The organism is Streptosporangium sp. NBC_01639 (genome assembly GCF_045209755.1).
Classification (GTDB): Bacteria; Actinomycetota; Actinomycetes; order Streptosporangiales; family Streptosporangiaceae; genus Streptosporangium.
Genome location: NZ_CP109272.1, coordinates 4,806,574 through 4,826,288, shown reverse-complemented (window position 1 = coordinate 4,826,288; position 19,715 = coordinate 4,806,574). Strand labels below are relative to the sequence as shown.

The window sequence follows — 19,715 nt, the reverse complement described above, 5'->3', positions numbered from 1 at the left end:
CGTGACAGCATGGTCGTATGACTGACCGTCGTGCCACGGGCGCGCCCCGGGAGATCAGCGTGGGCCTCGGCGCCGGGGCGGACGCCGTGCACGCGACGTCCGGCAAGGAGCTGGCCACCGAGGACATGGTCCTCAACATCGGGCCGCAGCACCCGTCCACACACGGGGTGCTGCGGTTGCGCCTCACCCTGGACGGGGAACGGATCAGCGCGGCCGAACCGATCGTGGGCTACATGCACCGCGGTGCGGAGAAGCTCTTCGAGGTACGCGACTACCGGCAGATCATCGTGCTGGCCAACCGGCACGACTGGCTGTCGGCGTTCGCCAACGAGCTGGGGGTCGTGCTCGCGGTGGAGCGGATGCTCGGCATGGAGGTGCCGGTCCGGGCCGTCTGGATGCGCACGCTCATGGCCGAGCTCAACCGGGTGCTCAGCCACCTGATGTTCCTCGGCTCCTACCCGTTGGAGCTCGGCGCGCTCACCCCGGTCTTCTACGCGTTCCGGGAGCGCGAGACCCTCCAGGCCGTGATGGAGGAGATCTCCGGCGGGCGGATGCACTACATGTTCAACCGGGTCGGCGGCCTCAAGGAGGACGTGCCCGAGGGGTGGACGCACCGCGCCTCACGTGCCGTCGCGGACGTGCGGCGGCGGCTGCCCGACATCGAGAACCTGATCGCCGGGAACGAGATCTTCCTGGCCCGCACGCTCGGGGTGGGCGTGCTGGATCGCGAGACGATCATGCAGTACGGCGTGAGCGGCCCGATCGCCCGTGCCTCCGGGGTGGACATGGACCTGCGCAGGGACGAGCCCTACCTCGCCTACGGCGAACTGCCGGTCCGGGTCGTCACCCGGTCGGCCGGAGACTGCCACGCCCGGTTCGAGGTGCTGCTTGAGCAGGTGAAAGTCTCCCTGGACCTGGCCGACGCCTGCCTGGAACGGCTCGGGGGGCTACCGCAGGGGCCGATCAACCAGCGCCTGCCCAAGGTGCTCAAGGTCCCCGAGGGACACACCTACGCCTGGACCGAGAACCCGCTCGGCATCAACGGCTACTACCTGGTCTCCCGCGGCGAGAAGACCCCCTGGCGGCTGAAGCTCCGCTCGGCCTCCTACAACAACGTCCAGGTGCTGCGCGAGATGCTCCCGGGCAACCTGCTGGCCGACATGGTCGCCATCCTGGGATCGATGTTCTTCGTCGTGGGCGACATCGACAAGTAGCGGAAGCGGACGGCAGGGCACACCGTCCTGACCGGACAGCCGGACACGGTGGTGGGGCGGCTCCCCTGTGGCATCCGGACCACGGCGGGACACGGCCCCCTGTGGCATCCGCACCGGTGGGACGCGGCCTCCTGCGACATCCGCACCGGTGGGACATCGAGGAACGCCCCCGGCCGGCGGCCGTTCACATCGCGCCAGGGACCTGGCGATCCTCTTCGGGGTCCTTCGGCACCCTGCAGCAGTGCTCCAGGTAGAGGGCGGCGCAGATCAGCACCACACAGCCGAGGAACGAGCCTCCGGTGCTGAAGAAGTCGCGCTGGGGGATGCTCTGCTCCAGCATGTCGGCGGTGTAGAGGGCGAATCCGGCGAAGAGGCCGCCGAAGATCGCCCCGCCGTACGCGGAGGCCTTGGCGAGGGCGGCCAGCCGCGCCACGGCCAGCGGCTCGACGGGCTTGGTGTCACCCCTGCGCTCGATCCTGGCCTTCGTCATCCAGCCGGTGTAGATCTCACCGATCGCCAGCAGCAGCACCGTGGGGGTCGCGGTCCACGGCATGGTCGGCAGGGATGAGTAGAGGGGCCTCAGCAGAGCCCAGGTGACGACCGCGAACACGACGACAAGACCGACGAGCACGCCCGGACGGGTGGGCTTCACACGGGCCTCTGCAACGTCAGGTCGGCGCGGAGCCGTACGTCGTCCTGATCGAGCCCGGCCAGGAGGTCGGCGACCCGCCGACCGGACAGTGTCGCGTCGGGGTCGGCCTGCAACCAGGGCACCAGCACGAACGCGCGCTCGTGCGCCCTGGGGTGCGGCAGCGTCAGCTCGGGGTCGTCCGAGACGATGTCCCCCGCCGTGATCAGGTCGACGTCCAGGGTGCGCGCTCCCCAGCGCTCGGTACGGACCCGGCCGAAGGCGTTCTCCACGCCCAGAGCGCGTTCGAGGAGCGCCCGGGGCTCCACGGTGGTGGTCTGCGCGATCACCACCGCGTTGAGGTACGGTCCCTGCTCGGGACCGCCGACCGGCTCGGTCTCGTAGACCGGTGACACGGCGACGAAGTCGAGGCCGGGCGCGTCGAAGAGGGAGTCGAGTGCGCCCTGCAACGTGTCGAACCGGTCACCCAGATTGCTGCCGAGCGCCAGCACGACCCTCATGTCCGGCTCCGGGTGATCGTCACGATCACGTCGTCGAACGGTAGGGGGATCGGCGCAGACGGTTTGTGCACACTCACCTCCGCCGACAGGACCTGCTCGCGGGCCAGGCAGACGTCCGCCAGGCGCTGGGCCAGCGTCTCGATCAGATCGACCGGCTCGCCCTCCACGACCTTGACCAGGTCCTGGGCCAGCTCGCCGTAGTGCACGGTCCGGGTGAGGTCGTCGTCGGCCGCGGCGGGCGCCGTGTCGAGGAAGAGCGTGGCATCGACGACGAACTCCTGGCCGAGCTCACGCTCGGCGGCCAGTACGCCGTGCCGTCCCCGTGCCCGCAGACCCTTCACCGTGATCCGGTCCGTCACGCGGCCTCCTCCTCCTCTTCCTCGTCGCCTTGCAGCACCGGCGAGCCGTGGTGCAGCCAGAGCCGCCATCCCGCCGACGTCCTGATGAAGGTGTTGCTGGCCACCACCTTGCCCGCGGCGAAGCTGGAGTCGCCCTCGTCGCCCGCGGTGAGGATGTTCTCCTCACAGGTGAGCACGGCGACGTCGCCCAGGACCATGACCCGGACGTCGGTCAGCACGAACTGGATGTAGGGGGTGTTGGCCATGATGAGCGCCCAGGAGCGCAGCACCTCCTGCCGGCCGTTCACGATCGGCCATCCAGGGTGCACGCAGCTCACCTGCTCTCCGTCGATCTCCTCAGCCCAGATCTCGGTCATCCGGTCGAGGTCGGCGTTCTCGATCGCGGTGTAGAACGCCTGGTTGACCGTCTCGACGGCGGTGGTGTCGACGCTCATGCTCTCGCTCCCTGAACTGCGGCAGCCACACGGACGGCGTCCGCGTTCGGGCCTACGTTGTGCACCCGCACGCACCATGCCCCGGCCTCTGCGACAAGGGCGGTCACGGCGAGCGTGGCGTCGTCACTACGACTGAAAGGGCGCGGCGTACCGTCCGGGTCGGCGAGCAGCCGGCCCAGGAAACGCTTCCGCGAGGCCCCGATGATGAGCGGGTAGCCCAGCTCGGCGAGCCGGTCGATCCCCGCGATCAGAGCCCAGTTGTGCTCGGGGTTCTTGGAGAAGCCCAGTCCAGGGTCCAGCACGATCTGATCTTCGGACACCCCCTCGGCGAGCACGGAGGCGATCCGCTTGGAGATCTCCTCCCGCACCTCGGTCACGACGTCGCCGTAGACCGCCCTGCTGTTCATGGCGTGGCTGTGCCCCCGCCAGTGCATCACCACGTACGTCACTCCGGACTCGGCGACGACCCGTGGCATCGCCGGGTCGGCCAGGCCGCCGCTGACGTCGTTGACCAGCTTCGCACCGGCCGCCACGGCCGCCTGCGCCACCTCGGCCCGCATGGTGTCGACACTGACCGTGACACCTTCCCGGCTCAGCTCCCTGATGACCGGTTCGACCCTGGCCAGCTCCTCCTCAAGCGACACCCGCGCCGCCCCGGGCCTGGTGGACTCACCGCCCACATCGACGATGTCGGCGCCCTGCTCGACCAGCTCCAGGCCGTGCCGTACGGCTGTCGCCGGGTCGAACCACCGGCCGCCGTCGGAGAACGAGTCGGGGGTCACGTTGACCACGCCCATAACCAGGCATCGGCCCTCATCGGGCATGCCAGGCACATTCCACGTAGTCATGCGGATAAGCCTAGGCGTTGCGCGCTCTTCGCCCATCCTGCGGGTGCAGCTTGTGCCATAACCAATCTTCCCGCCCTTATCTGTCCCGGTCAGCTGATCGGAGAGCGTTCGGATCCTGCCGGACTTGGCAAGTGTGGAGATATTAGCCCGAGCACGGCGAGCCTGGAGGGTTTTCGGATCGTGGCATAACGCAGAAACCCTGCCCGGGCCGCCGTAGCGGCCCGGAACAGGGCAGATGTCTGCGGGCAACGACTCGGCTCGGACTCAGCGGAGGATGAGTGCCATCGCTTCGGCGCGGGTCTTGTCGCTCTTGCGGAAGTCACCGCGCACGGCCGAGGTGATGGTCTTGGCTCCGGGCTTGCGGACACCGCGCATGGTCATGCAGAGGTGTTCGCACTCGACCACGACGATGACCCCGCGAGGCTCCAGCACCCTCATGAGCGCGTCGGCGACCTGGGAGGTCATCCGCTCCTGCACCTGAGGGCGGCGGGCGTAGACGTCGATGAGCCGGGCGAGCTTGGACAGGCCGGTGACCTGACCCTTCTCGTTCGGGATGTAGCCGATGTGGGCGACGCCGTGGAACGGCACCAGGTGGTGTTCGCAGGTGGAGTAGACCTCGATGTCGCGGACGAGCACCATCTCGTCGTGATCGACGTCGAAGACCGTGGTCAGCACGTCTTCCGGGGTCTGCCCTAGCCCGGCGAACTGCTCCGCGTAGGCGCGGGCGACGCGGGCCGGGGTGTCCTGCAGACCGTCCCGGTCCGGATCCTCACCGATCGCGAGCAGAATCTCGCGAACGGCCTTCTCGATCCGGGCCGAGTCGACCTCCAACGGCTTGGCACTCACGCTCAGTTACCGTCCCTGGGCACGGAGTCCGCGTGGCTCGTACCCGCGGGGAGCGCGCCGTTGCCGGACTGCTCCTTCGGGGTCAGGATCGGCGGGCGGTCCGAGGGGAGCCGCTTGCCGTAACCGGAGTAGGAGGGGCGCTTCTCCCTGACGACCACCGGCGCGAAGATCTGCAGCACCTGGTCGCGGGAGAGGGTCTCCTTCTCCATGAGCTCCAGCACGAGGTTGTCCAGCACGTCGCGGTATTCGACGAGGATCTCCCAGGCCTGGTCGTGGCCGGCCTCGATCATGCGGCGCACCTCCTCGTCGATCGTGGAAGCGATCTTCTCGGAGTAGTCGCGCTCGTGACCCATCTCACGGCCGAGGAAGACCTCGGCGTTGCCGGAGCCGAACTTGCGGGCGCCGAGCTGCTCGCTCATGCCGTACTCGGTGACCATGCGGCGGGCGATGGAGGTGGCCTTCTCGATGTCGTTGGAGGCACCGGTGGTCGGCTCGTGGAACACGAGCTCCTCCGCCGTGCGACCGCCCAGCAGCATCGCGAGCTGGTCCATCATCTCCGAGCGGGTCGCGAGGAACTTGTCCTCCATCGGCAGCGTCATCGTGTAACCGAGGGCACGGCCGCGGGACAGGATCGTGATCTTGTGAACCGGGTCGGAGTTGGGCAGCGCGTGCGCGACCAGGGCGTGACCGCCCTCGTGGTACGCGATCATCTTCTTTTCCTGGTCCGACATGACGCGGGACTTGCGCTCCGGCCCCGCCATCACCCGGTCGATCGACTCCTCGAGCATCTCCATCGAGATCAGCTTCTGGTCCGCGCGGGCGGTGAGCAGCGCGGCCTCGTTGATCACGTTGGCCAGGTCGGCACCGGTGAAACCGGGCGTCCGGCGGGCGATGACGTCGAGGTCGACGCCCTCGGCGAACGGCTTGCCGCGGCCGTGCACCCGGAGGATGCCCTTGCGGCCCTCCAGGTCGGGGCGGTCGACGGTGACCTGCCGGTCGAAGCGGCCCGGGCGGAGCAGCGCCGGGTCCAGGATGTCGGGCCGGTTGGTCGCGGCGATCAGGATCACGCCGCCCTTGACGTCGAAGCCGTCCATCTCGACGAGGAGCTGGTTCAGCGTCTGCTCGCGCTCGTCGTGCCCGCCGCCGAGACCGGCGCCGCGGTGACGGCCCACCGCGTCGATCTCGTCGATGAAGATGATCGCCGGTGCGTTCGTCTTGGCCTGCTCGAACAGGTCGCGGACCCGCGAGGCGCCGACACCGACGAACATCTCGACGAAGTCGGAGCCGGAGATCGAGTAGAACGGCACGCCGGCCTCACCGGCGACGGCCCTGGCGAGCAGGGTCTTGCCGGTTCCGGGCGGGCCGTAGAGCAGGACGCCCTTGGGGATCTTCGCGCCGATCGCCTGGAACTTGGCCGGGGCCTGCAGGAACTCCTTGATCTCCTGGAGCTCCTCGATGGCCTCGTCCGCGCCTGCGACGTCGGCGAAGGTGGTCTTCGGCGTGTCCTTGGTGATGAGCTTGGCCTTCGACTTCCCGAAGTTCATCACCCGGGAGCCGCCGCCCTGCATCTGGTTCATGACGAACAGGAGGAGCAGCACGATGACGACGATCGGCAGGAAGCTCACCAGAAGACTGAGGAGGAAGCTGTCCCTCGGCACGTCGACGGTGTAGCCCTTGCTCAGCTTCTGCGCCTTGGCGGCGGTCTGGAGCCGGTCGGCGAGCTGAACGCCCTGCCCGGTCACCCACGCGGAGTAGTAGCGCTTGCCGTCGGTCGTGGTGACCTCGATGCGCTGATCCTTGTCGATGATCGTGGCGTTGGAGACCTTGCCCTCGTCGATCAAACTGACGATCTTCGAGGTGTCGGTCTTCTCGTAGTTGCTGTCGCCGCCCCACATCGTGGTGACGAGCAGGAGCAGTACGACGATGCCCAGGATCCACAGCAGTGGCCCACGTGTAAATCGCTTGAGATCCATCCGATGCGGAACCCCGGCGGGCCCGTCCCTTCCTGACCAAGGCCTGGCACCCCGGGCGAACCCGGGGTTCGCGGTATCCCTAACCGCTCCAACTGACTCCCCGGAGATGCCCCTGAAGGTCATCTCTTCGGAGTCCGAAGGTACACCGGTGTGCCGCGCGGAGTAACCGCCCAGGCGTTACCGGCTTTGCCCTACCAACGTACGTCAAGTAGGCCGGTGTTCCCCGCCGGTATGACCAATGTCGCCTCCTGTGGAGGGTGCGCTTCGCGCAGGGCGTACTTTTCAGCCCGCTCCATATACGTGCGGGGCAAGGGTCCCGATGAAAGGAAGATTGCGGTATCGCTCTGCGTAGTCGAGGCCGTAACCGATGACGAACTCATTCGGAATGTCGAACCCGACGTATTTCACGTCGATCGGCACCTTGACCGCGTCCGGCTTGCGCAGCGCGGCGCAGATCTCCACGGAGGCCGGATTCCGCGACTTCAGGTTGTGCACCAGCCACGACAGGGTCAGTCCGGAGTCGATGATGTCCTCGACGACCAGCACGTGGCGGCCGGCGATATCGGTGTCCAGGTCCTTCAGGACGCGTACGACGCCCGAGGACTTGGTGCCCGCGCCGTAGGACGAGACGGCCATCCAGTCCATCTGAACCGGCAGGTGCAGGGCCCTGGCCAGATCGGCCATGACCATGACCGCCCCCTTGAGGACACCGACGATCAGCAGGTCCTTGCCCGCGTAATCCTCGTCGATCCGGCTCGCGATCTCCTTGATCTTGGCCTGGAGCTCTTCCTCCGGGATGAGGACCTTGGAGATGTCCTTGCCCATGTCGGCTGCGTCCACCTGGGATTTCCTTACGAGACGGGGCTGACTGACTGTCTGGCGAGTATCAGGGTGTCATACCGGCGGACCGCCCCAACCCCCCCGGGGACCTCTATCCGCCGCTGTCCGTGCCAGTCGGTGACGAGCCGGTCCAGTTGGCGGACGTGCGACGCGGCGAGCGTGCCCGCCGGGGCTCCCGCCTCGATCGCGGCCCGCCGCAACACCCGCCGCCGCACCGCGGCGGGCAGGTTCTCCAGTGCTGGTACGGCCACCGTCACCGCCCTGATATCGCTTAAAGCTGAATCGGTGACGACCGTCCGCGCGTAGACCTCCTCGGCCCAGCCGTCGAGGGCGTCGGCGTCGTCCCGGCACAGGGCCGCGGTCCGGGCGAGCGCCTCGGCGACCCCGGGACCGAGCTCGTCCTCCAGGGCGGGCAGCAGCCGGTCGCGGACCCGGACACGGGTGTAGCGGGGGTCGAGGTTGTGCGGGTCCTCCCACGGAGAGAGCCCGAGCGCCGCGCAGGCCGCCACGGTCGTCCGGCGGCCGAGCTCCAGCAGCGGGCGCCGGTAGAGCCCCGTCCGCGCGGGCATCCCCGCCAGCGACCGCGTGCCGCTCCCCCGGGCCAGCCGGAGCAGCACGGTCTCGGCCTGGTCGTCCCTGGTGTGCCCGAGCAGCACGGCCACCGCCCCCAGCCTCCCCGCGGCCTCCGACAGCGCCGCGTACCGTGCCTGCCTGGCCGCCGCCTCGGGGCCGCCGAGGACCCCCACGGAGACACTCAGCGGTTCGGCGGGGACGAGCCCGAGGGTGGCCGCGAGCCGTACGACGTCGGCGGCCTGGTCCGCGGAGCCCGGCTGAAGACCGTGGTCGACCGTCAGCAGGCCGGCGCGGAGCCCGGCACGGGGCGCCACGAACCCCAACCCGGCCGCGAGCGCCAGGGAGTCGGCGCCACCGCTGCACGCGACCAGCACGAGGGCGCCGGGCTGCACATCGTCCAGGGCGTGCCGTACGGCACGGCGGACGTCGGCGACGGCGGGAGGCGGACCCATGCCCGCCATTGTCCCGCCTCCACCTCAGTCCGTGGTGCCGCCGGCCTCGGTCGCGCTGTCGGCCGCGTTGCCAGTCGGGCTGGTCGGGCTGTCGGTCGCGTTGGCGGCCGCGCTGGTCGGGCTGTCGGCCGCGTTGGCGGCCGCGCTGGTCGGGCTGTCGGCCGCGTTGGCGGCCGCGCTGGTCGGGCTGTCGGCCGCGTTACCGGGCGGGCTGTCGGTCGTGTTGGCGGCCGGGCTGGTCGGGCTGTCGGTCGGAGCCGAGGGAAGGGCCGGGGCGCCGATCACCCGGTCGATCCAGCGGTCGGGGCTGCTGATCTCGTCCTGGGTGGGGAGCGTCTCGGGAGAGGTCCAGACCCTGTTGAAGCCGTCCATGCCCACGCGGTCGACGACGGTGCGGACGAAGGCGGACCCCTCGGCGTACTGCTTCATCTTGAGGTCGATGCCGAGCAGCTTGCGGACCGTGCGGTCGAGACGGGATCCCCCCTCCCGGCGGTGGTGGAACTTGGCCCGGATGTCGGCGACCGAGGGGACCACCGAGGGGCCCACCGCGTCCATGACGTAGTCGCCGTGGCCCTCGACCAGGGTCATCACCGCGGTGATCCGGTCGAGGATCTCCTTCTGCTCGGGGGTCTGGATCGCGTCGATCAGGTTGCCCTCGCCGCCCCGGACGGCGTCGGCGACCGCGTCGGCGGCTGAGCGGAGCCGGTCCAGCAGCACGGGCAGATCCATGTCGGAGGCGAGCAGGAACTCGGTCATCTGGGAGCGGACGTAGTCACGCAGCCAGGGGACGCCGGTGAACTGCACGCGGTGGGTCTCCTCGTGCAGGCAGACCCAGAGGCGGAAGTCGCGCGGATGGACGTTGAGCTCCTGCTCGGCGTGCACGATGTTGGGCGCGACCAGGGTGAGGCGGCCGACGGCCGACTGGCCCGAGGGGTCGGGCGGCAGGAACAGCTCGTACTGTCCGAGGACGCGGGAGGCGAGGAAGGCCAGCACGGCGCCGACCTCGACCCCGGTGATGCGTGAGCCCACCGCGGACACGATCGCCGGCGCCTGATCTCTGCGCGCGGCCATCCGCTCGGTCAACGGCTCCAGGACCACCCGGAAGCCCTCGACATTGGCCTTGATCCAGCCGGGCCGGTCGACGATGGTGGCGGGTTCCGGAGCGGTCTCGGTGTCGATCCGGGTGAACTCGCGGACATGCCCTTCGGCCTCACGGGAGAGCTGTCGCAACTCTGCGACGGCCTGCCGGGCCTCCTCTCGGCTCACTTGCGGTCCGGGGCGCACCAGGCGCGTTCCGGTTGTCACGGCGAGATCCCAGTCGATCACCTGCATACCGTCCACCGTACGTGCTCTCCTTCCGAGTCGCGCGCTCCGAGCACGCCGATCAGCTCGCGGCGACGACGGCGGCGAGCCTGTCGAGGGCCGCCTCCGCCTTCCCCCAGCCGGGTGGGACGTCGTCGGCCATGAAAGCGAACGTGACCAGTCGGCCGTCCTGCGTGGTCGTCAGGCCGGCCAGCGTGCTGACCCCGTTGAGGGTGCCGGTCTTGGCGCGGATCAGGCCGTGGACCGCGTCGTCCTTGCCGAACCGGTGGCCCAGGGTGCCGGTGAACCCGGCGATGGGCATGCCGGTGACGATCGGGTGCAGGGCGGGGTTCGCCGGGGAGGCCGCCACCGCCAGCAGCCGGGCCAGGCCCGCGGGGGTGATGCGGTTCTTGGGCGACAGGCCGCTGCCGTCGAAGACCTGCACGCCCTGGCCCGCCTTCAGCCGCGTCAGCACCTGACGGACGGCCGCGGCGGCCCCGTCGAAGGAGGCGGGCTTGCCCTCCTTGACGGCCACCTGCCTGGCCAGGGCCTCCGCCATGTCGTTGTCGCTCAGGGTCAGCGTCCGCTCGGCCAGGGCGTAGACGGGTGCGGATTCGACCCGGGCGATCTCCCGGGCGGTGGCGGGCGCCCTGGACCGGCCGCCCGACTTGGAGACCGTCACGCCGTACTTCGACAGCAGCGAGACGAAGGCGGTGTACGCGGTGCGGGAGGGGTCGGCGACCCGCTGGCGGCTGTCGGGGGAGACCCTGCCCTCGTCGACCGTGAGCGCCGTGATGGGGGCGGCCTCACCGTCGGGCACGTAGTTGGGCTTCCACGTCGGGGAGATGGCCGGCCCGGTGTAAAGGCCGTCGTCGTAGGTCACCGTGACCTTGGTGGTTCCGGCGGCCTTCAGAGCCCTGGCCGTCCGCAGGGCGAGGGAGGCGAGCGAGGCCGGCTGGGGGTAGGCGGGGACCGCGGACGGCTTGCGGGCCGTCAGGGTGGGGTCGCCCCCGCCGACCAGGACGATCGAGCCGGGCGCTGACCCCTGGACCACGCGGGTGCGGAGCCGGGTGTCCGGCCCCAGGGAGGCGAGCGCGGCGACCGTGGTGGCGATCTTGGTGGTGGAGGCCGGGGTGATGCCGTCGTCCGCGCCGCTGCCGAACAGCACGGCGCCGGTCGCCGCGTCGATGACCGCCGCGCCGACGTGCCCGCCCAGTGCGGGGTCCCCCAACGCCTCGGTGAGCCTCCCGGCCAAAGTACCCTTGGCGGGGAGAGGTCCGTTCCCCCCCGCGACCAGCACCGGACCCGCGGTGACGACCGGGACGGGAGGCGGCTCCGCCGGAGCGGCCGATCCGGGCGCCTTCTCCACCAGCAGATCGCTGGTGAGGAGGTGGACCCCGGCCGCGACGACGAAAAGTTGCAGCAAGACGAGAGTGACCAAGGCCACCCACCGCTCGCGCAGCATGACGTCGCCGACCTTTCATCAATCGGTATTTCAACAGGTATTAACGCTTACGAGACACTAACGCCCAGCCGGGGTCCCCGGAGGGGTTGAGCGGAGGAACAGCGGTGGAGTTCGACGTTCTCGTTGAGATTCCCAAGGGGCAACGGAACAAGTATGAGGTGGACCACGAGAGCGGCCGGATCAGGCTTGACCGGATGCTCTTCACGTCCACGCAGTACCCCGCCGACTACGGCTTCATCGAGAACACCCTCGGTGAGGACGGCGACCCCCTCGACGCCCTGGTGCTGCTCCAGGAGCCGACCTTCCCCGGTTGCCTGATCAAGTGCCGCGCCGTCGGCATGTTCCGCATGACCGACGAGAAGGGTGGCGACGACAAGGTCCTGTGTGTCCCCGCCACGGACCCCCGGATGGAGCACATTCGCGACATCCACCACGTGGCGGAGTTCGACCGCCTGGAGATCCAGCACTTCTTCGAGGTCTACAAGGACCTGGAGCCCGGCAAGTCCGTCGAGGGCGCCAACTGGGTGGGCCGGATCGAGGCCGAGGAGGAGATCGTCCGCTCCGTCGAGCGTGCCAAGGAGCACGAGCACTGAGCCTCACGTCGGACGGGTCGCACCGATGAGGTCTCCGCGCCATATCGGCGCGACCCGCACCACGTCCCCGGTCTGCGGAGCGTGCACCATCAGCCCCCTGCCGATGTAGATCCCCACATGGGTGATGTCACCCGGGCTGCGGGCACCCGTGCCGAAGAACAGCAGGTCTCCGCGGCGGAGCCGGGTGATCTGCACGTGCTGCCCGGAGGTCCACTGGGTGCCCGTCCAGTGGTCGATCCTGACCCCGGCCCGGGCCCAGGCCTGCATGGTCAGCCCCGAACAGTCGTAGCCGAGCGGCCCGGTGGCCGCCCACACGTAGGGCTTGTCAAGCTGGGTGAGCGCCCAGTCGGCGGCGATGTCGCCCCGGGCGGCCTGCCAGGTCGACCCGGCCTGCCTGCGGGCCGCCACGAACCTGGCCCTCTTCCTCGCGACCGCCGAACTCCGCCGATTCCCCATCCGGGCGCGCTGGCGGGCGATCCTGGACCACTTGCGTACGGCCTGCCGCCTGCCGGCGAGCCGGTCGGCGGCGCTCGTGTCCGCCTTCACCCGCCGCTCCAGCCGCGCCTTCTCCGCGACGATCCGCTTGATCTCCGCGGTCTGCCCGGCCACGGCCTCCTTGGCCGCCCGCTCCGCGGTGGCCGCCCGCTCCGCCGCTTCCCGCTGCGCGGCGTAGGCGGCCTCCGCGTGGAGCCGCCGGGCCTGCAAAATGTCCATCGCGGCCTGGACGGGAGCACTCACCTTGACGTCCATCGTGGCCTGGACGGGGGAACCCGCCTTGACGTCCATCGCGGCCTGGACGGGGGAACGCACCATGACCGCCTGCGCGGCACCCAGCGCGACACCCTGCGCGAGGACGCCCGGCGCCGTCCGGGCGGAGCCTGCGACCGTCTCTCCGTCGTGGAAGAGCGTGCCACCGGTGGTCTGGAGTGGAATCGCGGCCGCGCCGCCGGCGGCCTGGAACGGAATCACGGCCGCACCGTCGGCGGCCTGGAACGGGATCACGGTGGCCCGGCCGCCCGGCTGGAGCGGGATCGCGGTGGCCCCGCCGCCCGGGGTGGCGAACGCCACCAGCCGACGGGCCTCCGCCGTCCCGGTTGCGGGGATCGACTCCTTCTCCTTCCGGAGAAGCTCCTCGGCACGGGCCGCCTTGATCCGTTCGCGGTTGTACACCTCGACCAGCTTCCTGGCCTCGCCGGTCAGCTTCCCGAGCGTGGTCCGCGCCTTCGCCAGCAGGGCCGTGGTCTCGCCCAGCTGTTTACCCCGCTCGACGGCTTTTGACCGGGCTCTGGCGACCTCCTCGCGCGAGGGGCCCAGCCGGTCCCGCATGGCGACCGCCGGGGCGGCCACTCCGGTGACCAGGCAGCAGACCAGGCCCACCACCACGCCGGTGCGACCGCACTTTTCCACGGACTGCATTCCATTGCCTCCCGAACCATCACATGTCACTGCATGTCATTCTGTGACGAATGATCTAACTCAGGATTCCCCTTAGTCACTCTTCGCACACATGTAACTCACATAACGTGATCAGTACAGGTGGGGGCAGCTTTAGGCCATGCCTCCGTATCCGGGCACGGCCGGTGCGCGGCCTTCACGGCGGATGCGGTGGCCGTGGGCACAGCGACGGGCCCTTCGCAAGGCACCCGTGGGAGGTGCGACTACGGCAGGGCACCCGCGGGAGGGCGGGCACCGCAGGGCACCCGCGGGAGATGCGGCTACGGCCGGACGGCGCCGGCCGCCACGGACTGGCTGCCCCGGTCCTTGGCGAACGGAGCCGTGGTCGGCTTGACCGTGCGCTCCTGGACGATGCCCCCGAGGGCCAGTTCCTCGTAGGGACGGCTGCTCGACCCCCAGGTGCGCGCGACCAGGTCGGCCTTGGCGATCCTCTTGGCGTCCGGCACGCTCTCGATGTTCATGATGAAGCGGCGCTTGCCCCCCACCCGGACGTCGTCCACGAACGTGCTCCCACCCCCGAGCAACTTCCCGCTCTTGTCCCGCAGCAGCGCGGTGACCGCGAGGCTGCTGGCCGGCAGCCGGTACGGCGTGCCGACATACCCGGTGATCAGGTAACTGTCGCTCTTACCCTCGGTCAGCACGTCCGAGATGGGGAACGGGGCGAAGGCCGAGACGATCCGGCCGGCCAGGCGCCACTCGGCCGGGCGGTACTGGATGCTCACCTTGGCCGGCTTCTCGGTGGCGACCACCTGGCCGGTGAAGGAGAGCGAGCCGGCGGGCGGCACGGCGTCCAGCGGCTGTTCCATCCGGACGACCTCCTTGCCGTTGGCGTCCTTGGCGGTCACCGTGGCCACCACGTGCTCGCCGAAGTGCCACGGGTTGCTGTTGGCCAGCACCCCCGCCCAGTTCACCACATATCCGTCATTTCCCTTGAGAATGGAGGATGCCTCCTCCACGACCGAGAGCGGCTTGAGCGCGGCGACCTGCTCCTGCTCGGGGCTGGAGCATCCGGCGAGGAGGAGCAGGGCGAGAACGCCGACGATTCGGGTGCTGTACGTCACCTAGTGGTGATAACCCGTGAACGCGACCCTCTCCAGCGGACACGCCCAGGTCGGGCGGACTCTTTAACGCACCCGGGCCACCCTGGCCTCGTCCCAGACCGGTTCGGGCGATTCGTACACTTTTCCATCCGCACCGAAAACGAGATAGCGGTCGAAGTCGTCGGCGAACCAGCGGTCGTGGGTGACCGCGACCACGGTGCCGTCGAAGGCGTTGAGCCCCTCCTGCAGCGCTTCGGCACTGGCCAGGTCGAGGTTGTCGGTCGGCTCGTCCAGCAGGAGCAGCGTGGTGCCGGACAGTTCGAGCAGCAGGATCTGCAGCCGCGCCTGCTGACCGCCGGACAGCGTCTCGAACCGCTGCTCGGCGATGGTCCCGGCCAGCTCGTAGCGGGAGAGCGCCTTCATCGCCTCGTTCTTCAGCCGGGCGTGCTCGGTCATGACGATCTCGCAGGGCGTCCGGCCGACGAGCTCGGGGCGGGCGTGGGTCTGCGCGAAGTGACCGGGGACGACCCGGGAGCCGAGCCGGCACACACCGGTGTGCCGGACGTCCTCCCCGGCGACCAGGCGCAGGAAGTGCGACTTGCCGGAGCCGTTGGAGCCCAGCACCGCGACCCGCTCGCCGTACCAGATCTCCAGGTCGAACGGCTTCATGAGCCCGGTGAGCTCCAGCCCCTCGCAGATCACCGCGCGCTTGGCGGTCCGGCCGCCCTTGAGCCGCATGTTGATGAACTGCTCCTTGGGCGCCGCCTCCGGCGGTCCGGCCTCCTCGAACCTGCGCAGCCGGGTCTGGGCCGAGTGGTAGGCGGCGGCCATGGTGTCCATGTACTTGGCCTTCTGCTTGAGCATGAGGACCAGTCGCTTGATCTTGGCGTGCTCCTCGTCCCAGCGTTTCTTCAGCTCGTCGAGGCGCTCGTTGCGGTCCCTGCGGGCCTGGGCGTAGGTGGTGAACCCCCCGCCGTGGATCCAGACGCTGCCTGACTCGACGGTGACGATCCGGTCGGCCGCGTTGGCCAGCAGCTGCCGGTCGTGGCTGACCAGCACCACCGTCTTGGGCGTCTCACGCAGGGCCTGCTCCAGCCAGAGCTTGCCCGGCACGTCCAGGTAGTTGTCCGGCTCGTCCAGCAGCAGCGTCTGGTCCGGCCCGCGCAGCAGCGCCTCCAGCACCAGCCGCTTCTGCTCACCGCCCGACAGCGTGTTGACCTCACGGTATTTGCAGTCGTCGTACGGCATGCCGAGCGCGGCCATCGTGCAGGTGTCCCAGAGCACCTCGATGTCGTAGCCGCCCGCGTCGGTGTAGTCGGTGATGGCCTGCGCGTAGCGCATCTGGGCCTTCTCGTCCTCGCGCTCCATCATCACGAGCTCGGCGGAGTCGAGCCGTTCGGCCGCCTGCCGTACGCGCTCGGGGGCGACGCCGACCAGCAGGTCGTGCACCGTCCGCCCGTCGCGGATGCTGCCGATGAACTGGCGCATGATCCCCAGTCCGCCGGAGCTGGCGACGCTCCCGTCGACCGGCTGCAGGTCCCCCGCGATCAGCCGCATCAGCGTCGTCTTGCCCGCTCCGTTGGGCCCGACGAGCGCGGCCTTGACACCCTCGCCGATCCGGAAGGACACGTCGTCCAGCAACGGCCGCCCATCCGGCAGTACGTATGTCAGATGCCCGACCTCAACGTGCGCCACCGCGATTCCCTTCTTAGGTCCTCGCGCAGGGTACCCGCGAACCGGTCTCCCGGACATTTCGATTTCCGCCGTCACAGCGCCGCACGACCACACCGGACCCGAGCCCGTGACCGACAAGACGCCGGCTTCACGATCGACCTCGGTGACCGGGTGAGGTCAGATCTCTCCCACGCCTCGGAGTAGTTCGGTCTTCACCACACCTTCGACCGCGTGACAGAGCTTGGCATCCGTCGCGAGCAGGGGGACTCCACGATCGAGTGCCAACTGGGCGAAGACGGCGTCGTACATGCGCAACGTCAGCCGTACGGCCAGCCCGGCAGCCCGCTCCAGATGGTCGGCACCGATCGGATGAACCGTCACGCCGAGATCGTCGATGACACGTACGGCCATTACGAACTCCTCCGCCGTCAGGCGGCCCGCCAGAAGCCCCTTCTTCCGCAGCACCCCGGCCACCTCGATCCGGGCGAAGTCCGCCGTCTCCAACCCGACGAGATCGTCCAGGAAGGCCTCCTGGATCTCACGGGCATGCTCGAACCCAGGCTGATCGACGAACCAACGCAGAAGACACCGGTGTCGACGACGTAGGCGTCAGCCACGTGGCTCGTCCCGGAGCCGGTCCAACTCCTCGTCCACCCCGGTCACCCCTCGCATCCGGTTACGGATGCCTTCCAGAGCCACCGCGGCCTTCTCACGCCGACGGGATGACGACACGTTCTCTCTGACGAGCGCGAGCACCGGCAACACCCGGCTCTCCGGCAACTCGTCCACCAGCAGATGGAGTTCCTCCCGCATCGCGCCCATAATCGCAGCGTACGACCCTGTTCCGGCCGAACGCGGGATCACCGCCACCGGGCAGGCGCGGCTTTCTCGGTCGTGAAGGACGAAACCCGTATCGGGCTGATCGAACCACTGGAGTTCATGGGGGTCATAGGTTGCAAGTGGGCTGCCCGATCTCAACGTGCGCCACCGCGATTCCCCGCCAAAGGTCCCCGCGCAGCGTACTCGCCGGTTTCACTCCCTGGCATCCCGATTTCCGCTCCCTACGCCTCCTTACCGCGGTACGACGTGGGGACCGCATGGTCACCTTTGAAGCGCTACCTGTCCCAGAGAGCGCTGAGGGGCAACGCCGTCAGCCGGTCACCGAAAGACAGCGACCTTACTCCGGTGTAGAAGACGAACCCGTGGACGAAATCCTCGCCGAGGCTTTCACGTAGAGCGACAAGGCCCTTGAAGTCATCCTTGTTGACGGAGTCGGTGGCTTTGGCCTCCACGCCGACGATCCGCCCGTTATTCCGTTCGAGTATGAGGTCGATCTCAGCTCCCTGGCTGACCCTCCAGTGATGGAGCCCGACGCGGAACGGTGCCCACGTGGCCTGCTTCGCGATCTCGTTGACGATGAACGACTCGATGAGAGGGCCTCGTGCGGGCGAGATCCTGGCAGCCAGGCCGTCCGCGTCGACGCCGATCAGATGAGAGGCGAGGCCGGTATCGGTGACGTGCAGCTTGGGACGGCGAACCGCCCGGGCCACAAGGTTCCGAGACCATGCCGGAACCTGACGGATCAGGAAGACGGTCTCCAACAGGCCGATATAACGGTTGACCGTACTCCGATGGAGCTGGAGATCACTGCCGATCTTGACCATGTTCGGCTCCTGCGCCGTACTCGCCGCAGCGAGGTTCAGCAGTTGCCGGAGACTGCTCGGCTCATCGACTCGCGCCATCTCCCTGATGTCGGTGTCGATGACCGACTGAACATAGGTCCGATACCACCTGTCCCGAGTGAACTCTGACCTCATCGCGACTGCCTCCGGATAGAAACCTCGGCAGACCAGTTCGAAGTAGTCCCTTCGGCTGTAGTCGCTGAGCGCTGAGGACCGCAGCGCCTCAGGATCATCGAAGGCCGTCACGAGAAAGGACTCACCTGTTCCGGCAAGCTCCTCCTGTGCGAAAGGCCAGACCTCAAGGATTCCCGCGCGCCCGGCAAGCGACTCGCTCAACGACGGCGTGGACAGAAACCGCGTGGAACCCGCCAGAACGAACTGCCCTCGCTCGGTCCTCCGATCGACCTCCGCCTTGATCGCCAGGATCAGGTCGTCTCCCCCTCGCTGAATCTCGTCGATCATCATCGGGCGCGCCCCGTCGGCGATGAAGACAGCGGGATCGGCCTGGGCGGCCGATCTCAACGAACCGTCGTCCAGGGTGAGATACGTCCCCTCTCTTCCCTCGTTGAGCTGCTGAAGCAGAGTGGTCTTGCCCGACTGCCTCGGCCCGTTGACGATCACCACTCTGAAGGCGTCGAGGAACTCCTCAGCATGGCCGGTAACACGACGTGAGACCAGCTCGGACACTGTGGCTCCTCTCTGCGGCGGTCGAGCCCAGCATAAGCCGAACCGACATTTGACGGTGCTTGAAACCGACAGACTGATAGGGGGTCACTGACATTTGACGGGATGAAAAACCGACAGATCACCATCTCCCGGTGGGGGGTCATGACGTACAGGTGAGCCGACCCTCCGCACCTTCGGGCCGGTCACTAAGGTTGGCCCGGTGAGATACGACGGTTTCGCCTACGGCGACGGGCACCTGCACGGTCTGGCCAATGGGGTCGGCGACCTGGCCACCAGGCTTTCCGACGTGCACGGCCGGTTCGAGGAGTCCAAGGAGTCCGTGCGGGCCGCGCTCGGCGGGGACGAGTACGCTCACCGTTACTGGGAGTCAGGCGGGAGGCGGCTGACCGCCATCGGTGAGGTCCTGGGCCTGTTGACCCAGGCGGTCGGTGCGCAGGAGCCCCACCTCAGGACCGCGGCCACCGTTTACCGGACGAGCGACGAGGCCAGCACCATACGCGAAATAACCGAAAATGAGAGATAAGTCATGGTTTGACCCCCGGGCGCTCTGACCCACCCTGTCATGAGCTGGTGGAACACGAGTGATCATGGAGATCACCGTTGGCGGCGACCCGGGACCCCGGCGACAACGGCCGCGCGACTCTCACGCGCGGAAGATAATCCTGATGTGACCCAGGCAAGGGCGATCCATCTCATGGGGGCATGAGCATGAGCATGGACGATTCCTGGACGGTGCTTGAACAGCTCGTCCAGGAGGTGAACCGGCAGACCGAACAGATCCGGGACATGCACGAGAAGATCCGGGATGTGTCCGCCTCGGCCACGTCGAAGGACGGGATGGTGACCGTCACCGTGGGTGCGCGCGGGGACGTGCGCAAGATCGACTTCGATCCGCGGGTCTACCGGAAGCTGTCCCCGTCGGAGCTGTCCGCCTCGCTCGTCGAGCAGATCGGCGCGGCCACCCGGACGGTCTCCGGCGAGCTGAAGGAAACCATGCAGCCGTTCGCGCCGGCGGACCTCCCCTTCGAGGACCTGTTCGGCGAGGAAGTCGACTTCCCGTCCTTCTTGGCACAGGCCACGACGCCGCGTCCGAAGGGTCGCGGCAAGCAGCCATGACGGCGGCGCCCGC

At 68.7% G+C, this 19,715-nt stretch carries 20 protein-coding genes and 1 pseudogene; 4 read left to right on the top strand and 17 right to left on the bottom strand.

Annotated features, from left to right (window positions below):
* The first annotated feature begins 17 nt into the window (after positions 1-17).
* Positions 18-1,214 carry an NADH-quinone oxidoreductase subunit D gene (locus OHA77_RS22060; protein ID WP_326826386.1) on the top strand — a complete coding sequence of 399 codons (1,197 nt, stop codon included), beginning with the start codon at positions 18-20 and terminating at the stop codon, positions 1,212-1,214.
* A 184-nt stretch (positions 1,215-1,398) separates the two neighbouring features.
* Here the strand turns inward: OHA77_RS22060 and OHA77_RS22055 are convergent, their stop codons facing one another.
* The 11 genes and pseudogenes from OHA77_RS22055 to dacB all read right to left on the bottom strand — a co-directional run bounded on the left by OHA77_RS22055 (position 1,399) and on the right by dacB (position 11,455).
* A complete protein-coding gene (locus OHA77_RS22055) occupies positions 1,399-1,866 on the bottom strand; it encodes a DUF3180 domain-containing protein (RefSeq protein ID WP_326826387.1) in 468 nt (155 codons plus the stop codon).
* A complete protein-coding gene (gene folK, locus OHA77_RS22050; protein WP_326826388.1) occupies positions 1,863-2,363 on the bottom strand; it encodes a 2-amino-4-hydroxy-6-hydroxymethyldihydropteridine diphosphokinase in 501 nt (166 codons plus the stop codon). The genes OHA77_RS22055 and folK overlap by 4 nt, the downstream gene beginning before the upstream one ends.
* Positions 2,360-2,722 carry a dihydroneopterin aldolase gene (folB, locus tag OHA77_RS22045; RefSeq protein WP_406311443.1) on the bottom strand — a complete coding sequence of 121 codons (363 nt, stop codon included), beginning with the start codon at positions 2,720-2,722 and terminating at the stop codon, positions 2,360-2,362. Before folB ends, folK begins: the two co-directional genes overlap by 4 nt.
* Entirely contained in the window at positions 2,719-3,156 is a 438-nt protein-coding gene (locus tag OHA77_RS22040) for a nuclear transport factor 2 family protein (protein ID WP_326826390.1), read from the bottom strand. The genes folB and OHA77_RS22040 overlap by 4 nt, the downstream gene beginning before the upstream one ends.
* A complete protein-coding gene (folP, locus tag OHA77_RS22035) occupies positions 3,153-4,004 on the bottom strand; it encodes a dihydropteroate synthase (RefSeq protein WP_406311442.1) in 852 nt (283 codons plus the stop codon). The genes OHA77_RS22040 and folP overlap by 4 nt, the downstream gene beginning before the upstream one ends.
* A gap of 264 nt (positions 4,005-4,268) precedes the next feature.
* Complete coding sequence (gene folE, locus OHA77_RS22030) at positions 4,269-4,850, bottom strand: GTP cyclohydrolase I FolE (RefSeq protein ID WP_326826392.1); 582 nt, start codon at positions 4,848-4,850, stop codon at positions 4,269-4,271.
* Positions 4,851-4,852: 2 nt separating this feature from the next.
* Positions 4,853-6,823 (bottom strand): ATP-dependent zinc metalloprotease FtsH, encoded by a 1,971-nt coding sequence (gene ftsH, locus OHA77_RS22025; RefSeq protein ID WP_326826393.1) that lies wholly within the window; start codon positions 6,821-6,823, stop codon positions 4,853-4,855.
* 282 nt (positions 6,824-7,105) lie between these two features.
* On the bottom strand, positions 7,106-7,663 hold the full coding sequence (hpt, locus tag OHA77_RS22020) for a hypoxanthine phosphoribosyltransferase (RefSeq protein ID WP_326826394.1): 558 nt from the start codon (positions 7,661-7,663) through the stop codon (positions 7,106-7,108).
* Positions 7,664-7,674: 11 nt separating this feature from the next.
* The gene (gene tilS / locus OHA77_RS22015) at positions 7,675-8,688 is read right to left on the bottom strand and encodes a tRNA lysidine(34) synthetase TilS (protein ID WP_406311441.1); all 1,014 of its coding nucleotides are present in this window, start codon (positions 8,686-8,688) and stop codon (positions 7,675-7,677) included.
* Between the two features lie 264 nt (positions 8,689-8,952).
* Positions 8,953-10,020, bottom strand: a pseudogene (locus OHA77_RS22010) (zinc-dependent metalloprotease); the annotation flags it as partial.
* A gap of 52 nt (positions 10,021-10,072) precedes the next feature.
* Positions 10,073-11,455 (bottom strand): D-alanyl-D-alanine carboxypeptidase/D-alanyl-D-alanine-endopeptidase, encoded by a 1,383-nt coding sequence (gene dacB / locus OHA77_RS22005; RefSeq protein ID WP_406311440.1) that lies wholly within the window; start codon positions 11,453-11,455, stop codon positions 10,073-10,075.
* 104 nt (positions 11,456-11,559) lie between these two features.
* Here dacB and OHA77_RS22000 point away from each other — a divergent pair, with 104 nt between their 5' ends.
* Positions 11,560-12,048, top strand: coding sequence for an inorganic diphosphatase (locus OHA77_RS22000; protein ID WP_326826397.1), 489 nt, complete (start codon positions 11,560-11,562; stop codon positions 12,046-12,048).
* A 3-nt stretch (positions 12,049-12,051) separates the two neighbouring features.
* Here OHA77_RS22000 and OHA77_RS21995 read toward each other — a convergent pair whose 3' ends face one another.
* From OHA77_RS21995 to OHA77_RS21970, 6 genes are all read right to left on the bottom strand, one after another.
* Positions 12,052-13,464: a C40 family peptidase gene (locus OHA77_RS21995; protein ID WP_406311439.1), complete on the bottom strand. Its 1,413-nt coding sequence runs from the start codon at positions 13,462-13,464 to the stop codon at positions 12,052-12,054.
* Between the two features lie 299 nt (positions 13,465-13,763).
* A complete protein-coding gene (locus OHA77_RS21990; protein WP_406311438.1) occupies positions 13,764-14,564 on the bottom strand; it encodes a hypothetical protein in 801 nt (266 codons plus the stop codon).
* 63 nt (positions 14,565-14,627) lie between these two features.
* On the bottom strand, positions 14,628-16,238 hold the full coding sequence (locus OHA77_RS21985; protein WP_406311437.1) for an ABC-F family ATP-binding cassette domain-containing protein: 1,611 nt from the start codon (positions 16,236-16,238) through the stop codon (positions 14,628-14,630).
* A 156-nt stretch (positions 16,239-16,394) separates the two neighbouring features.
* Entirely contained in the window at positions 16,395-16,754 is a 360-nt protein-coding gene (locus tag OHA77_RS21980) for a type II toxin-antitoxin system VapC family toxin (protein WP_406319855.1), read from the bottom strand.
* A gap of 72 nt (positions 16,755-16,826) precedes the next feature.
* The gene (locus tag OHA77_RS21975; protein WP_406311436.1) at positions 16,827-17,039 is read right to left on the bottom strand and encodes a hypothetical protein; all 213 of its coding nucleotides are present in this window, start codon (positions 17,037-17,039) and stop codon (positions 16,827-16,829) included.
* A gap of 293 nt (positions 17,040-17,332) precedes the next feature.
* Positions 17,333-18,586 carry an ATP-binding protein gene (locus OHA77_RS21970; protein WP_406311435.1) on the bottom strand — a complete coding sequence of 418 codons (1,254 nt, stop codon included), beginning with the start codon at positions 18,584-18,586 and terminating at the stop codon, positions 17,333-17,335.
* 199 nt (positions 18,587-18,785) lie between these two features.
* Here OHA77_RS21970 and OHA77_RS21965 point away from each other — a divergent pair, with 199 nt between their 5' ends.
* Positions 18,786-19,109, top strand: a complete 324-nt coding sequence (locus OHA77_RS21965; RefSeq protein ID WP_406311434.1) for a hypothetical protein — start codon at positions 18,786-18,788, stop codon at positions 19,107-19,109.
* 179 nt (positions 19,110-19,288) lie between these two features.
* Complete coding sequence (locus OHA77_RS21960) at positions 19,289-19,702, top strand: YbaB/EbfC family nucleoid-associated protein (RefSeq protein ID WP_406311433.1); 414 nt, start codon at positions 19,289-19,291, stop codon at positions 19,700-19,702.
* The last annotated feature ends 13 nt before the right edge of the window (positions 19,703-19,715 follow it).